12 protein-coding genes and 1 tRNA gene are annotated in these 15222 nt (G+C 33.7%); 11 read left to right on the top strand and 2 right to left on the bottom strand.

The genetic code is table 11. The annotated features are described in order from the left end of the window. Nucleotides 1–9 precede the first annotated feature (9 nt). A complete protein-coding gene (gene alaS, locus ABWU65_RS02875) occupies nt 10–2592 on the top strand; it encodes an alanine--tRNA ligase (RefSeq protein ID WP_353280278.1) in 2583 nt (860 codons plus the stop codon). A 203-nt stretch (nt 2593–2795) separates the two neighbouring features. Continuing rightward, nucleotides 2796–2867: transfer RNA gene (locus ABWU65_RS02870), tRNA-Asn, on the top strand. Between the two features lie 87 nt (nt 2868–2954). On the opposite strand, the gene ABWU65_RS02865 is transcribed toward ABWU65_RS02870, so the two are convergent. Beyond that, nucleotides 2955–3692, bottom strand: coding sequence for a hypothetical protein (locus ABWU65_RS02865; RefSeq protein WP_007302086.1), 738 nt, complete (start codon nt 3690–3692; stop codon nt 2955–2957). Between the two features lie 196 nt (nt 3693–3888). Between ABWU65_RS02865 and gpmI the strand changes: the two genes are divergently transcribed. Next, nucleotides 3889–5385, top strand: coding sequence for a 2,3-bisphosphoglycerate-independent phosphoglycerate mutase (gene gpmI, locus ABWU65_RS02860; protein ID WP_353280277.1), 1497 nt, complete (start codon nt 3889–3891; stop codon nt 5383–5385). Between the two features lie 202 nt (nt 5386–5587). On the opposite strand, the gene fabD is transcribed toward gpmI, so the two are convergent. Next, nucleotides 5588–6553, bottom strand: coding sequence for an ACP S-malonyltransferase (fabD, locus tag ABWU65_RS02855; RefSeq protein ID WP_179951429.1), 966 nt, complete (start codon nt 6551–6553; stop codon nt 5588–5590). Between the two features lie 125 nt (nt 6554–6678). On the opposite strand from fabD, the gene rpmE reads away from it, so the two are divergent. From rpmE to gmk, 8 genes are all read left to right on the top strand, one after another. Further along, nucleotides 6679–6891: a 50S ribosomal protein L31 gene (gene rpmE / locus ABWU65_RS02850; RefSeq protein WP_006013575.1), complete on the top strand. Its 213-nt coding sequence runs from the start codon at nt 6679–6681 to the stop codon at nt 6889–6891. 21 nt (nt 6892–6912) lie between these two features. Continuing rightward, the gene (locus tag ABWU65_RS02845; protein WP_264685559.1) at nt 6913–7698 is read left to right on the top strand and encodes an NAD kinase; all 786 of its coding nucleotides are present in this window, start codon (nt 6913–6915) and stop codon (nt 7696–7698) included. A gap of 83 nt (nt 7699–7781) precedes the next feature. After that, the gene (locus ABWU65_RS02840; protein ID WP_353280276.1) at nt 7782–9035 is read left to right on the top strand and encodes a hypothetical protein; all 1254 of its coding nucleotides are present in this window, start codon (nt 7782–7784) and stop codon (nt 9033–9035) included. A 123-nt stretch (nt 9036–9158) separates the two neighbouring features. Beyond that, nucleotides 9159–10175, top strand: a complete 1017-nt coding sequence (locus ABWU65_RS02835; RefSeq protein WP_353280275.1) for an extracellular solute-binding protein — start codon at nt 9159–9161, stop codon at nt 10173–10175. A gap of 80 nt (nt 10176–10255) precedes the next feature. Beyond that, the gene (locus ABWU65_RS02830; RefSeq protein WP_353280274.1) at nt 10256–11143 is read left to right on the top strand and encodes an aspartate carbamoyltransferase catalytic subunit; all 888 of its coding nucleotides are present in this window, start codon (nt 10256–10258) and stop codon (nt 11141–11143) included. 650 nt (nt 11144–11793) lie between these two features. Further along, complete coding sequence (locus tag ABWU65_RS02825; protein WP_029237557.1) at nt 11794–12768, top strand: ankyrin repeat domain-containing protein; 975 nt, start codon at nt 11794–11796, stop codon at nt 12766–12768. Beyond that, complete coding sequence (locus ABWU65_RS02820; RefSeq protein WP_012481880.1) at nt 12752–14518, top strand: pentapeptide repeat-containing protein; 1767 nt, start codon at nt 12752–12754, stop codon at nt 14516–14518. The genes ABWU65_RS02825 and ABWU65_RS02820 overlap by 17 nt, the downstream gene beginning before the upstream one ends. A gap of 35 nt (nt 14519–14553) precedes the next feature. After that, entirely contained in the window at nt 14554–15162 is a 609-nt protein-coding gene (gene gmk, locus ABWU65_RS02815) for a guanylate kinase (protein ID WP_007302097.1), read from the top strand. Nucleotides 15163–15222: the final 60 nt, after the last annotated feature.

Below are 15222 nucleotides of genomic sequence, written 5' to 3'. Positions count from 1 at the left end.
GTAAAAACGATGAAGCTAAACGAAATTAGAGAAAGATTTATAAAATTTTTTGTAAATAATAATCACGAGCAAGTTCCTTCTTCTCCTTTGATTCCAGAGCATGATCCAACACTCATGTTTACAAATGCTGGTATGGTACAGTTCAAAAACATCTTTACCGGCACGCAAAAAACTGAAATGAAACGTGCCGTCTCAAGTCAAAAGTGTCTCAGAGCAGGTGGTAAACACAATGATCTTGAAAATGTTGGCTATACATCTCGGCATCACACATTTTTTGAAATGCTCGGAAATTTTAGCTTTGGTGATTACTTTAAAGAAACTGCGATAGAATTTGCGTGGAAATTTATTACTGAAGAATTGTCTCTTGATAAAAACAGACTATCCATAACTGTTTACCACACTGATGATGAAGCATATGAAATTTGGCGTAAGATAAGTGGCTTTTCAGATGATAAAATCATAAGAATCACAACAGATGATAACTTTTGGAGCATGGGCAATACTGGTCCATGTGGCCCATGTTCTGAAATCTTTTACGATCATGGAAATTCCGCTTTACATGAAGACGACAGAATTGTTGAAATTTGGAACCTGGTGTTCATGGAATTTAATAAAGATGAAGAAGGTAATTTACAAAAATTACCAAAAAAATGCATCGATACCGGAATGGGCCTTGAAAGAATAGCAGCTGTTATGCAGAACGTTCATGATAACTATGATATTGACCTATTTTCTGCTCTGGTAAGTAAATCGCAAGAGTACTGTGGAAATACGGAAAATAAAGTAGCTCATAAGATTATCGCAGATCACCTTCGTGCAGCTGCATTTCTCATCGCAGAAGGAGTGCTTCCTGGAAATGAAGGAAGAAATTATGTACTACGCAGATTGATCAGGAGAGCAGCACGTTATATCCACCTACTTGGATATAATGATTCTCTATTGAACCTTGTTTTTCCTGCACTCATAGATGGCACAAGTTTGGCTTATATGGGAGATGCTTATCCAGAGCTAATCAGAGTTAAAAGCTTAATAGAAACAACGTTAAAATCAGAGGAAGAAAACTTTAAAGACACTTTAATGAAAGGCATTAATCTCTTGGACAAATTCACTGCAGATTTAAAATCAGGTGACACTCTATCTGGAGAATCAGCATTCAAACTATATGACACTTATGGATTTCCTTTGGATATCACACTTGATATTTTGAAAGAAAGGAAAATAAATTTTGACCAAAAAGGTTTTGATAATGCAATGAAAGAGCAAAAAGAAAGAGCACGTGCTAATTGGACTGGATCTGGTGAAAAATCTGTTGAACAAGTATGGTTTAATTTAATCGATCAGTTTGGCAAAACGGAATTTGTTGGTTATGAACGTGATGAAGTAAAGGATGCAACAGTACTCGCAATAATTTCCTCTAAAAATGAAGTAATTGATTCTGCAAAAGAAGGAGAAAAGATAACTATTATACTTGATAAAACACCTTTTTATGGAGAGTCAGGTGGACAGGTGGGAGATACTGGAAATTTTATAAAGTCTGATGGAAGTACGTTAACAGTGGAAAATACCAACAAGATTAACGACCTATATTTACACAGATGTATAGTTGAATCTGGTTCAGTTCGTAAAGGTGACACAGTTACAGCTAGTATTAATAAAAAAAGAAGACAAGACTTAAGAAGAAATCATTCAGCTACACATCTTCTACACTTTGCACTCAGAAAAATCTTAGGTGATCACGTTACTCAAAAAGGTTCTCTAGTCGCACCAAATAGACTAAGATTTGACTTTAGTCACAATAAGCCAGTCACTCAGGATCAGCTGTCTTCAGTAGAAGATATAGTAAACTCTCTAATCAGAGAAAATCTTTCTACGTCCACAAAAGTTCAAGGTATGGATGAGGCAATAGACGAAGGAGCGATGGCCTTATTTGGTGAAAAATATGGTGATAATGTTAGGGTTGTAAAAATTGGAGATTCAAAAGAATTATGTGGTGGTACACACGTGGAGCGTACCGGAGAAATTGGTTTTTTTAAGATAGCAGCAGAATGTTCCGTTGCATCTCGAGTAAGAAGAATTGAAGCTTTAACCGGTCAAGAAGCAATTAATTATGTACGCAATAACGAAATTAGCTTAAAAAAAGTTGCAGAATGCGTAAAAGCACCAGTAAATGAAATAATAAGTCGACTCAGTATTTTAAGCCAGGAGCGCAAAGAATTTGAAGTCAAAATAAAAAATCTTTATAAAAAGCTTATCAGTGTAGAAACTGTAAAAAGTACCGAAATAAATGGAATAAATTTCGTAAGCCACACTTTCAATAACGTTCCAGGAAGTATAATAAGGGAATTTGCTCTACAGCAACAAAAACCGAAAACTGTAATAGCCTTCATGGTAATAGAAAAGGATAAAACAGTTTTGATTGTTAAAGTAAGTAAAGATTTAACTAATAAGATCAATGCAAAAGAGCTAGTATCTACTTTAACCAGAAGGGATTGCGGTGGAAATGCCGAACTTGCCCAAACAGGCTGTGATAACAATAAAATAGATGATGCCATTACAGCAATCCATAGCAAAATAACAGCTTGCAAAAACTAATACACCCTACTACCTCGATATCTTTTAACCGTAAACGAAGGTATTATGCAAATAGGGGTAGAGAAGACTTAACTGTCAAATGAGCATATCAGGTAATAAGAACTAGATTACAGCTCCATGCACTGGAATGATATCTAGGTCTAAAGTCTACATAAAAATCGTTTACAATCGGCGTTCAATGTGATAAGTTGAAAGCAGTTTATTCCTCGGTAGCTCAGTGGTAGAGCAGTTGGCTGTTAACCAATTGGTCGCTGGTTCGAATCCGGCCCGGGGAGCATTGTTTTATACAATCTGTACACCCCATTTTTAGCCCAGAGTTCACTATCTTTTCTCTTTCTCTTAAACAGACAAAACGTGTGAAGTTATATAGCTTTAAAGCCTTTACTGTCAAAATGCAAAGACGTCTGTACCTCACTTAGCTTGCTATCCGGCTCCTCTCCTATTTTTCTTTTATTACATTTCCTTTTTAATTGAGGAAGGACATTTTTTGGCAATGTTTCATCAATACTGCAATAATTGTAAATGAGCGAAGTAAGACGCACCAAATTTCCACTCGCCAAAGTCTGTACATCTCTGTAATTAATGCTGTTATCATATACTTTAAGTGTAATAAGATTTTTAAGGTTTCCACTTGCTGCTAAAGCCTCTGCACCTTCATTACTGATTTCATTCCATCCTAAACTCAGTAAAATAAGCTTTTGAAGGTTTCCACTTGCTAAAGCTTTTGCCCCCCTATCGCCAATTTTATTATCATATAATTTAAGCTCAGTAAGACTTGTAAGATTTCCACTGGCTAAAGCCTCTACACCTTCATCACCAATTTCGTTTCCTCCTAAATCAAGCGAAGTAAGATTTATAAGATTCCCGCTTGCTAAAATCTTTGCACCTTCTGTACCAACACAATTGCAACTCAGATCAAGTGAAGTAAGATGTGCAAGCTTAGCTAGTTCTTTTATACCTTCATAATTAATTTTTGAATATCGTAAAATAAGTCTTGTAATGTTTGTATTGCTTTTTAAAAAGTTTACTAATCTATCAACATTAATTATAGCACCTGATGTTGCTAAAGTATTACCTTTTATATATTGGCTAGAGCTCATTTAACCTCACTATTAAAGCTATGCAAGTGTTTTAGTAAACACTTCAGCAACTGTCAATCACTTTAATAAAATATTTTATGAAAAAACTCATATACTATTGCCTCTACGCAGCTTTTTCTATCTCCTACTTTAACACAAAAGTTGTGAGAAGAGTTTATTTTTGGTATCATCGAGGGTTTTCGATGTTAATTTTTATATGAACTTTAAATCAGTCGTTTTATGTATATTAGATGGCTGGGGTAATGGAATAGAAAATAGTAAATACAACGCTATTAGCAATTCAAATCCACCTTGTTGGCAACATATTAGCTCTAATTATCCAAAGTGCAGTTTATCTGCCTGTGGAACTGATGTTGGATTACCAGAAGGCCAAATAGGCAATTCAGAAGTTGGCCATATGAATATTGGCAGTGGTAGAGTGGTAATGCAAAGCCTTCAGCGTATTAATCAAGAAATCGAAACGATAGAAAATAATGCAAATCTACAGAATTTTATTAATGATCTAAAAAGTAAGAATGGCATATGCCATATAATGGGATTGATATCAGATGGCGGTGTTCATTCGCATCAAAAGCACATTTCATCTTTAGCAAACAAAATATCACAGCACGGAATTAAAGTTGTAATACACGCATTTTTAGATGGCAGAGACACACTGCCAAATTCAGGGAAAAGATGCATTCAAGAATTTACAGAAAGCATAAAGGAAAATGATATAAGAATCTCCACTATCTCTGGGCGTTATTATGCTATGGACCGTGATAATAGGTGGGAAAGAACAATTGAAGCTTATGAAGCCATCGCATTTGCAAAGGTGCCTCGTTATGATGATGCAGTATCGCTTATTGATGAAAATTACCAAAATAATATAACCGATGAATTTATCAGGCCCGCAATAATAGGAGATTATCAAGGTATAAAACCAGAAGATGGATTGCTATTGGCTAACTTTCGTGCTGATCGAATGATACAATTGGCAAGTATTTTGCTAGGCAAAACAGATTACGCTAAGGTAGCAAAATTTTCTTCAATTTTAAGTATGATGCAATATAAAGCGGACTTAAAAATCCCTTATCTCTTTCCTCCTGAATCTTTTGCCAACACTTTGGGACAGATAATAGAAGACAATAAATTACGGCAACTGCGCATTGCTGAAACTGAGAAATACGCGCATGTGACTTTCTTTTTTAATTGTGGAAGAGAAGAACCTTTTTCTGGTGAAGAAAGAATACTCATTCCTTCACCAAAAGTTAAAACTTATGACCTGCAGCCTGAAATGTCAGCCTTTGAGCTCACAGAAGAGCTTGTAAAAAAAATTTATTCTCAAGAATTTGCGCTGATAGTTGTAAACTACGCTAACCCTGATATGGTGGGACACACAGGTAATATAAAAGCGGCCGAGCAAGCTGTGCTCGCTGTAGATGATTGCCTTGCAAAAGTACTCAGCGTTGTCAAAGAAGTGGGTAATACTGCACTCATTGTTACAGCAGACCATGGTAATGTGGAATGTATGTTCGATGAAGAAAATAACACACCTCACACAGCGCACACTCTAAATAAAGTGCCATTTATTATATCTTGTGAAAATTTAAAACTGAGAGATGGAAAATTATCTGATATTGCTCCTACTATTTTACAGCTACTTGGACTCAAAAAGCCAAACGAGATGACAGGTAGTTCGTTGATTGTATAATTTTTCGTATTACTCTCTATTCACAACTGTTGTAGTTTGAGACACCGGAAGGGTGCTATTCAAACAGCCCCTTGTCGTTCCAGTAGCTCTTTCGGTATTATTCAAGTAGCCTATTCGGTGTCATCCCAGTGCCAAGCACTGGGATGACACCATCATAAAGGAACTAGTGTTAGCTACTTGAATGATATTACATAGATATGCTTTAACTTAACCCAACTTTTAAATTTTTCGCTGTTAGTACTAATGATTCATCAAAAAAGCTATTAATATCACCAATACTATCTATATTTTTCACACTGATAGACTGATCAATTCTTTTAACTAGATTAGATAAAACTTTGTTAGGGCCAACTTCAACAAACTTATTAGTGCCATGGCTTGTCATATATAAAACCATCTCTCTCCATCTTACTCTACTTACAACTTGCTTAGCGAGCAAAGCTCTTATGATCTCTGGATCACTTTCTTCCTTAGCTGTAACGTTTGATACAAAAGGAATCGAAGGGCGAGTTATGTTGATGCTTTTTAAAAATTCCAGAAGTTTTTCATCAGCAGGTTTCATAAAAGATGAATGAAAAGGCCCACTAACTTGTAATTTTATCATTTTCTTGACACTTGAGTTTTTGAATAAATCAGGTAAGACCTCAAGAGCCTCTGCAGTACCACTCACCACTACCTGCCCACCACCATTATCGTTTGCAATTTCACAATCAATTTGAGCTGATTTTAATATACCTTCTACTTCACTTATTTCTGCTCCAAGTAGAGCAAACATTCCACCTTTGCATTTTAGTGAAGCTTCATGCATTGCTTCGCTACGAACTTTTAGCAACTTGACTGCAGACTCAAGCGTCAATGCCCCTGCAGCACACAGCGCTGTATACTCGCCAACTGAATGCCCACAAACATACTGAACGCTGTAAAGAGATTCACCAAATACGTGCTTCATAACACGTAGCGTTGCAATTGACACTGCCATTATAGCTGGCTGAGCGTTTTCCGTGATGGTTAATTTCTCAATAGGGCCATTGAAAATCAAATGAGACAGCTTTCTACCCAATATGTCATCTACTTCATCAAATACGTTCCTTGCAACTGAAAATTCATCATATAAGCTCTTTCCCATTCCTACAAATTGGGAGCCCTGACCAGGAAAAGCAAAAATCATAAAAAGTTTTTCATTCTTCATTGATAATACTACTTTATTTATTTTTTGTCAATATTTCACAATAATGATTGACCAAATGAACCAGATTCACTAAAATCTTAGCTGGTAAGAAATTTGTAAGAACAATGGCAGAAATCGACTATCACAAAGTTACTATAGTTATGACAGATGGTCAAGAGTTTGAAACTTATTCCACTTATGGAAAAGAAGGTCAAAGAATAAAGCTTGATAGAGATCCTCTTACTCATCCTGCATGGACTGGAAGTTTGACAAGCGGTTCAGGGGAGAAGGATAGTAAAATAGCTAAGTTTAATGATAAATACGGGAGTCTTTTTTAGTTCCTCCCCTCTTTATTTAACATGTATAAATATAAAAATGTAGGCTATATTGCTTCTTCGCTACCCAAGTCTCAGGAAGTATCTAAACTACTACAGAAACTCAATTTTATCAATATAGCAGAAGCAGGTAAGCATGAAGTTGATCTGCTGATAGTTGTTGGTGGTGATGGTTTTATGCTACGCACTCTGCACAACTACGTCATAGGAAATAAAGATATACATGTGTATGGAATAAATACCGGTAACGTCGGATTTTTGATGAATAAATGCTTTGAAGATCTAATTGATCATATAGAACATGCAGTTCCTACTCAGCTAACTTTACTAAAAATGGAAGCCAAAGACATAAATGGCAAAAAACACCATTACATCTCAGTAAATGAAGTGTATGTCTTTAGAAATGCAAATCAAATAGTGGAGATGAATATTACCATTAATGATAAGCTAAAAGTAGAAAAATTCAGAGGAGATGGAATTATATTGTCTACCCCAACAGGTAGCACTGCATATAACTTCTCTGCCGGTGGGCCAATCTTACCACTTAATTCAAATTTACTTGCACTGACTTCCATTAATAGCTACTACCCAAGGCGTTGGAATGGAGCGCTAATCTCAAATGATACAATAGTGCAAATTGATATCAATGATGTGAAAAATCGTCCAGCACTTGTAGTATCAGATTACAAGGAATTTCACGACATATCGCAGGTAAAAATACAGAAAGATCACGAAAATACAGTCACTCTACTTTTTGACAAAGATTGCCCTTTGAATGAAAGGATCTTTGATCAGCAGTTCTTATACTAATATTTATTCTTAAATTAGTATTCACTATATCTTAATAACTATAGCGTAATCAACATAACATTGTAATTAATTTTGGAGCGAATATGCCTGGATCAGCAAACGTAGGAAACGTCAGAATAACTGAAAGAGGTGGAATAGAACAAACAATTCCACCACAACCACAACCTCGCAAAACAACGAAACAAACAAATGGTGAAAATGAAATTTTACAACATACAAGTTCGGCTAGCGAATCAAGTTCTTATGAAGAAAGGCAAGAAGAATCGAATGTGAACAGTTCAGAACCTCTTTATGCATCCATAGAGCAAAATACAGAATCTCCAAAAAAGAGTTCAGATAGTGTATCAGTTAGCAGATCACCTTCTCAAGAAACAGTATACAGCGAACCTTGGAATAGTCAAAAAACATTAGAAAATTTAAAAGAAAGAGTGAAGGCAAATCCAACTCCTCCACCATCATATCACACAAATGGCTCTGAAGAATCTTTCCTTGGAGATAATAAAAAGACAAACAGATTTTTACAGAAAGTAAAATATACGATGCAAAAGAAGAAAGTTACAATGCCTTTCGTAGGTCTTATTACGGCATGTTGTATTACGTCAATCGTTTTAGCTGTGAAGCAAAGAGAATTCATTGGATTCATCGGCAGCATAAATCCTGTTACTATATTTGTCGGAGTATTAGCGTCTTGTTTAGCCTTGGGAATTATGTGGGAATTTATGCAAGCAGTACGTACTAAGGAGCACAAGATCACAAAAAGAGATACTCAAGAAGTTTTAGATGAGATATCAAATACACTTTCAAAAGACGAGGAATGCATCAAATCTTTGGTATTAAAATATAGCAACGGTAATCGTGTTTACTTTACGTTTCACTCTCTTCCAGAAAAAGCAAAAAGTAATCCGAACATCGTAGAACTTACAGGCCAGCCAATCTATTACAAGAGTAAAGTAAATTCATTAATCAATGATAGAATATGGCTTCCTATCTTAGGAACAGTTCTTATTACTGGAAACATAACCTTCCCTTTAGCACTTTATTCAACAGGTGGTTTGAGCAACATAGTAAGTTCATACACAAATCCTACTATTTACTGGCCAATCGTTGCAATTTCAGGCACTCTACTGCTTTTCACTTTAGCTTGCACAATTCATCATTGGAGCAAAACTGATTTTAAAGATTACTTGTTATTAGATACAAAAGATGCTAGTAGTGGAAAGCCCAATGAAACAGCTATTAGAACTATCAAAAAGAGTGAAGAAAAGATTAGTTCAAAATTGTTACAAGTAGTTGCTGAACGATGTGGCCATCCAGATATTACTTATATTATTAATTAAATCTGGCTCGTACTTCTTTTTATCGCTATTCCAGTACTGTAACTGCAACGTTTTGAAGATTTACACTTGCTAAGACCTTGCTATTTTGATAGCTTGAGATGATGACAAGGAAGGGGTTTGTTTATGAAAAAAGGTTTAATATTTATATCTTTAGTAGCGGCTTTATTGATAGTCGTTAATTTTTTATATAAAAATAGCGGAATTGATGATTCACAAGTAGTAAACGTTTATTCATCTCGTAAAGAAGAATTAGTACATAGTTTGTTTGATGATTTTACAAAAACCACTGGCATCAAGGTACGTTATATCATTGACGATTATTCCCAATTGCTTTCACGCATGGAAAATGGTGGTGAAGCTGATTTGTTTTTAACTGCAGATGCAGTGAATTTGATTTTAGCCAAAAAAAGAGGGCTCTTATCTCAAGTGGATTCAGAGACTCTAAAAAATGCCATACCTGCAAAATTTAGAGATAATGAAGATTATTGGTTTGGTCTCACAAAAAGAGCTAGAATATTGGTTTACAATAAAGAATCAGTAGATCCTAAGGAATTAAGTACCTATGAAGATTTAGCGAATGAAAAATGGAAAGGGAAAATATTAGTACGCTCTTCCACAAGTCCATATAACCGATCATTGATCGCTTTTATGATTGCAAAAAATGGTTTTGAAAAAACAAAAGAATGGGTGAGTGGAATTGTAAGCAACATGGCAAGAAAACCAAGCGGTGGTGACACAGATCAAATTTATGCTGTAGCCGCTGGTGAAGGCAATGTTGCAATAGTAAATAGCTACTACTTTGCAAGAATCCTTTCATCAGAAAATAAAAAGAATATCACAGAAAAGTTAGGAGCTTTCTTTCCGAGTGATGGTGTAATGGTGAATATTAGTGGTGCAGCAGTAACAAAAAACGCAAAACACAGAGAAAATGCCATAGCTTTATTGGAGTTTTTTGTAAGCAAACAGGCTCAAGAGCTATATGCTAAAAAAAATCAAGAATATCCTATTGTTGAAGGTATTGAAACTTCTGATGTGTTAAAATCTTGGGGAAATTACCTACAAAGTACTCTGCCTATAAGTGAGCTTGAGGAGCATCTCTTTGAGGCTGTTATGATAGCAGATGAATGTAAGTGGAAATAAAATTTTATAGCTTCCTTCTACTTTACTTTACAGTTGTGTAATTGAAATTAAGAAAGTAGAATAAGCTCAAAAAAGGAGCTATGGACAAGAGAAGGAATTTATTAAATATCTCAGACCTCACAATCGGTGATGTAGAAAATATAACTAAATTAGCCAACCAATACCTTGAAGAAAAAGTTGAAAATAGTCATGTTCTGAAAAATAAAATAGTCATAAACCTATTCTTTGAAGATTCAACACGTACGCTCGCATCTTTTGAAATAGCAGCAAAAAGCCTTGGAGCAAATGTTATAACTTTACCAATAAAATCTTCTTCTATTAACAAAGGGGAAGATCTAAAAGATATGATAAAAACACTAAATGCAATGAATCCTGACTATATGATAATCAGACATAAAAGTAGTGGTATTATTAATACATTGGCAAAGCATGTCAACTGCTCGCTAATCAACGCAGGCGATGGAAGCAGTGAACATCCAACGCAAGCTCTTGCAGATTATCTTGTAATTATCAATCATAAAAAGCAAATAAAAAACCTCAAAATTGTTATATGTGGAGATATTTTGCACAGTAGAGTTGCAAGATCAAATATAAGATTGCTAAAAATGTTTGGAGCAAAAATAAGCTTAGTTGCACCACCAGCTTTGATGTGTAAACATTTTTCTGAAGTAGATTCACTTCATTATTCATTAACTGAAGGTATAAAGGATGCTGATGTAATTATGCTCTTGAGGTTGCAGAAAGAGCGCATGAATAATAATTCTTCAGAAAAAGAATATTTTCATTTGTATGGACTTGATGCACAAAAACTATCGCATGCAAAACCCGATGCAATTGTTATGCACCCAGGACCAATAAATAGAGGTATCGAAATTAGCAATGATATAGCAGATTGTGTTATTTTACAGCAAGTAAAGTTTGGATTAGCAACGCGTAAGGCAGTACTGCACTATTTAATAAATGTTTAAGTTAAAAATTAATGTTTAAGGAATTTTAGACATAATGACCCTCCTATAAAGAAAAGATTTAGAAAAATATAACACACCTTATGACAGAAATTAAGCGTACGTGTACGCACTGAAGTAGACTGTGCTATATTTTTTTATTGAGAGATTAGTTGAAAAGTCTGCAGACTTGAATAAGGTGAATTTCGAGCTCTAAAATACCCTCATTTTCACTAATAATAATCAAACTACAAAATGTGTCAAGTAATTTTTGCACTTAATTTAGCAAATATTTATTTGCTAAAAATACTATAAACGCAAAGTGATAGATGTCATGAAAGTAGCCTGACACTGGCATCGAGTTAAATTTGCAAGTATAAAAGTTATGCTAAAATATAACGTTTCTGATAATGATAGAAACCAGTGTCAGCTACTTAGATGACACCGTTTAGTACGCAAATTACCACAATGTTCATACAGCTGTATACTGATTTCTTTAATGTCCGTACAGTTGTATGTCAGCTACTCAAATGACAATTTCAAATAAAACCTAGATAAAAGAGAAAAATAAATTTTTACATAATCATACTTGTACAATAACTAAAGCACTTTTTACTGTAGATTAATCATTTGATTATAGTATCATTTTAATTAAGCCTATATTTGCAATGTTTATGAAATATAAAGCATTCTTCATACTATTAATTGTTATATCTAACCTGCTTGCTGCAGAACAGCCTGAAGAAAATAAAAATGAAAGCAGTATAAATCAAGAAGACGTATCGAAAAGCAACACTGATGCTGAAAAAACTTCTCCGCTTCTGAGCGAACTCAAAGAAATCACAGACCCAACAAATGTAATCAATGAAGAAGTACCTTCAAGTAATCAAACAAACCTACAGTCTGAAGAGGAGACTAATATAAAAGATACCAAAGCTCTAACAAGTCCTTTATCAGAAGAAAAAAAAGAAGAACCTGAAGAGAAGAAAATCAGTCACAATAATCAAACAAACCTACAGCCTGAAGAGGAGATTAGCAAAAAAGACACCGAACTTTCAACAAGCCAATTAACAGAGAAAAAGAAAGAAGAACAGCCTGACAATATAACACCTGTGAACAAAAAAAATGAAAAAAGCGAAAAATGGACAAAGCTAAACAAAGAAATAAAAAAACATAAAAGCAAGTCTATATATAAAAGACAATATGATAGCCTAAATGAGCACCTTCCTAAAACTATATTTACTGATGATTACAGTAAGCAATTTTTTTACTGCATCAAGAAGGGCAACTTAATTTGTCTAAGAGGAGTAATAAATAAGCTAGAAAAAATTGGATTAACAATTCAAGAAATACTAAGATTTAGAAATAAATTGGGTGATACTCCTCTAATTTATGCAGTGAAACAAGGTCAAATAGACACAGTTCGCTTTCTCTTATTACAAGGTGCTGATCCTAGAGTAGTTGATAATAATTTTAAGTCCCCTATCGACATAGCAATTGAGAAAAAGAAGATCGATATAATAAATGCAATTGCTGAAATGATGCCATACCTTTTAGAGGATAAAGAAATAAACAATGAAGAAGACTCAGAGATGTATAACTTTGCTATAAAAACAAAAGAAAGTACCTGCGATGCAAAAGATAATTAGACTTTTGATATTAATTTTAGTTGGTCATTTATGCTATGGAGATGATGCAATCAATGATTTTTTAAGTGCTCTGCACGATGTAAAATACATATCTTACAATACAAAAGATTTTGCTAAATTTTTAGTACAGTGTAATAAAGCCAGCATACCACAAGATTTTAAGAAAGGTTTTGGTCCTAATTTAAATGGTGCTAATTTTAGTCAATTGTATTTAAGCAAATCTATTTTTGATGGAGTAAGTTTAATTGGTGCCGATTTTTCTAACACCGATTTATCAGATGTGTCTTTTATCGATGTTGATTTGCGTGGTGCCAATTTTTCCAATGCTAATTTACATGGCGTTAAAATAAAAGGCACAAATTTAAGTTTTTCAAAATTTGCTTCTACAAATTTAACAGATATCATATTTGATCAGTCTAATATCAGTTATGCTGATTTTATCAATTCTAATCTCAACAAAGTAAGTATGCGTAATATAATTGGTTTGCATACCAAGTTTTTGAATGTAAAAATGAATTTCTCCAATTTATCAAACTCAAGTGCAAGCTACATCAATTTTAGTGATAGTGAAATAAACGACACTGTTATGCAGAAAAATAATTTCGACAACGCAAGTTTCTTTGGAGTGGATGCACATAAGCTCAAGGTACAATTTTCTTCATTAAAAAATGCTAACATATATGGTGCAGAAATAAAAAAATCGGATTTTACAGGTAGCAATCTTTCAAACGCCTATTTTAATTCTTCCATTATAGTCAACAGTAATTTCGAAAAAGCCAATTTAAGCAATTCACAAATTTCCTATGTGAAAGGGGATAATTCAAACTTCATTAAATCTATACTAAATGGTTCCAAGATAAAACATGCATATGTTTTCGAAGCAGACCTTCAGGATGCTGATTTATCTAATATTGATTTTAGTTTTAGTGAATTGTATAAAGTTAATACCTATAACGCTAACATTTGTCATGGAAAGTTTCATAATACTAAAGTTGTGAATTCTGACATGAGTGGTTCGTTCTTTGATCATTCATTGTTTACCTCTGCAAAAATAGAAGATTCAGATCTTTCTAGAACTTCAATTTATAAGACAAAAATTAAAGACTCTCAAATTTATAATAGTACTCTTTCCCACCATAATATGGATTCGAGTGAGATAGAAAATTCAATATTCTTCAAATTATTAGCTGATAATTCGAGCTGGTCTAAGTCAAAAGTCACTAATTCAAACTTTATTGAAAGTGATTTCAAATCCTCCGTGTTTTATGATAATGCCTTTAGAAAGACTAGTTTTTTTCTTAGCAATTTGAATAATTCAACAGTGAGTGATGTCTCTTTCCTCTCTTCAAGCATATATAAAAGTTCAATTGCTGATATTCATTTAACAGATTGCAAATTTGATAATTCAATTATGATTGACAATCAGGGACAGAGCAAAATTACAGGTCTAGAGAGTGCTATAACTTCAATTAAAGATCTGCAAGAGAAAATATCGCAGGGTGAAAAATTTGATGTAAATTATTCTTACTTTGAGTTTAAAGATATGAATTTAGAAAATGCTATTTTTTCTAATTCAATATTAAGCAGAGCAAAGTTTGTAAACGTTAATTTGAATAAGGCAAATCTTGAAAAAGCCGATTTACGTTATACTGTCTTTGATAATTCCTCTCTTATTGATGCCAATTTATCAAATTCTAATTTAGAGGGCTCTAGTCTTTTAAACTTTGATTTAAAAAATACAAAGTCTTAAAAAAGCTCTATAATGTACTTGTTAAATAAAGAAAAATGACCGTAAAAAATGAGGGCATACTACTGATTCTATCCTCTCCTTCTGGAGCTGGAAAAACTACTATATCAGAAAAATTACTTGAGCAATCAACTGATTTAGTTATGTCTGTTTCTATGACTACACGCAAACCTCGTCCCGGTGAAGTAAACGGAAAAGACTATTTTTTCGTTACTGAAGAAAAGTTTCACGAACTATGTAAGGCTGGTCAAATGCTTGAATATGCCAAAGTTTTTGAGAATTTTTACGGTATACCAAAAGATTTTATAGAACAAAACCTGAGCAGTGGAATAAGTGTTTTACTGAATATAGATTGGCAAGGAGCATTTCATTTGTTTGAAATCTTAAGAGAAAAAGTTGTAAGTGTTTTTATACTACCTCCCTCAATGGAAGAGCTTAGACTGCGTCTACAAAGGCGTAATAGTGATGATGAAATTGAAATAGAGCGTAGATTAGCCGAAGCGCAAAAAGAGATAAGTAAAAGTAATAAATATGATTACGTAATAATTAATGATAATCTTGATAAAAGCGTAGAAGAGATAAAATCAATACTAAGTAAAGGAATGCTTAAAAAATTAGAAGAAAAATCAAGTTTGAAAGATCTATAAAAATATTTGTTTATCTCTTTTAGCAGCATTCACGTTTCACAGTTTAGCCACATTTATTAT

Source organism: Wolbachia endosymbiont (group B) of Silvanus unidentatus, assembly GCF_964028615.1.
In the GTDB taxonomy this organism is placed as follows: domain Bacteria; phylum Pseudomonadota; class Alphaproteobacteria; order Rickettsiales; family Anaplasmataceae; genus Wolbachia.
The sequence above is the reverse complement of the archived record's forward strand: the minus strand, read 5'-3'. Positions and strand labels throughout refer to the sequence as shown.

Excerpts from the sequence above, each read along its gene's own strand:
- alaS (WP_353280278.1), top strand. The coding sequence starts at position 10 with ATGAAGCTAAACGAAATTAGAGAAAGATTTATAAAATTTTTTGTAAAT.
- ABWU65_RS02865 (WP_007302086.1), bottom strand. The coding sequence starts at position 3,692 with ATGAGCTCTAGCCAATATATAAAAGGTAATACTTTAGCAACATCAGGT.
- gpmI (WP_353280277.1), top strand. The coding sequence starts at position 3,889 with ATGAACTTTAAATCAGTCGTTTTATGTATATTAGATGGCTGGGGTAAT.
- fabD (WP_179951429.1), bottom strand. The coding sequence starts at position 6,553 with ATGATTTTTGCTTTTCCTGGTCAGGGCTCCCAATTTGTAGGAATGGGA.
- rpmE (WP_006013575.1), top strand. The coding sequence starts at position 6,679 with ATGGCAGAAATCGACTATCACAAAGTTACTATAGTTATGACAGATGGT.
- ABWU65_RS02845 (WP_264685559.1), top strand. The coding sequence starts at position 6,913 with ATGTATAAATATAAAAATGTAGGCTATATTGCTTCTTCGCTACCCAAG.
- ABWU65_RS02840 (WP_353280276.1), top strand. The coding sequence starts at position 7,782 with ATGCCTGGATCAGCAAACGTAGGAAACGTCAGAATAACTGAAAGAGGT.
- ABWU65_RS02835 (WP_353280275.1), top strand. The coding sequence starts at position 9,159 with ATGAAAAAAGGTTTAATATTTATATCTTTAGTAGCGGCTTTATTGATA.
- ABWU65_RS02830 (WP_353280274.1), top strand. The coding sequence starts at position 10,256 with ATGGACAAGAGAAGGAATTTATTAAATATCTCAGACCTCACAATCGGT.
- ABWU65_RS02825 (WP_029237557.1), top strand. The coding sequence starts at position 11,794 with ATGAAATATAAAGCATTCTTCATACTATTAATTGTTATATCTAACCTG.
- ABWU65_RS02820 (WP_012481880.1), top strand. The coding sequence starts at position 12,752 with ATGCAAAAGATAATTAGACTTTTGATATTAATTTTAGTTGGTCATTTA.
- gmk (WP_007302097.1), top strand. The coding sequence starts at position 14,554 with ATGACCGTAAAAAATGAGGGCATACTACTGATTCTATCCTCTCCTTCT.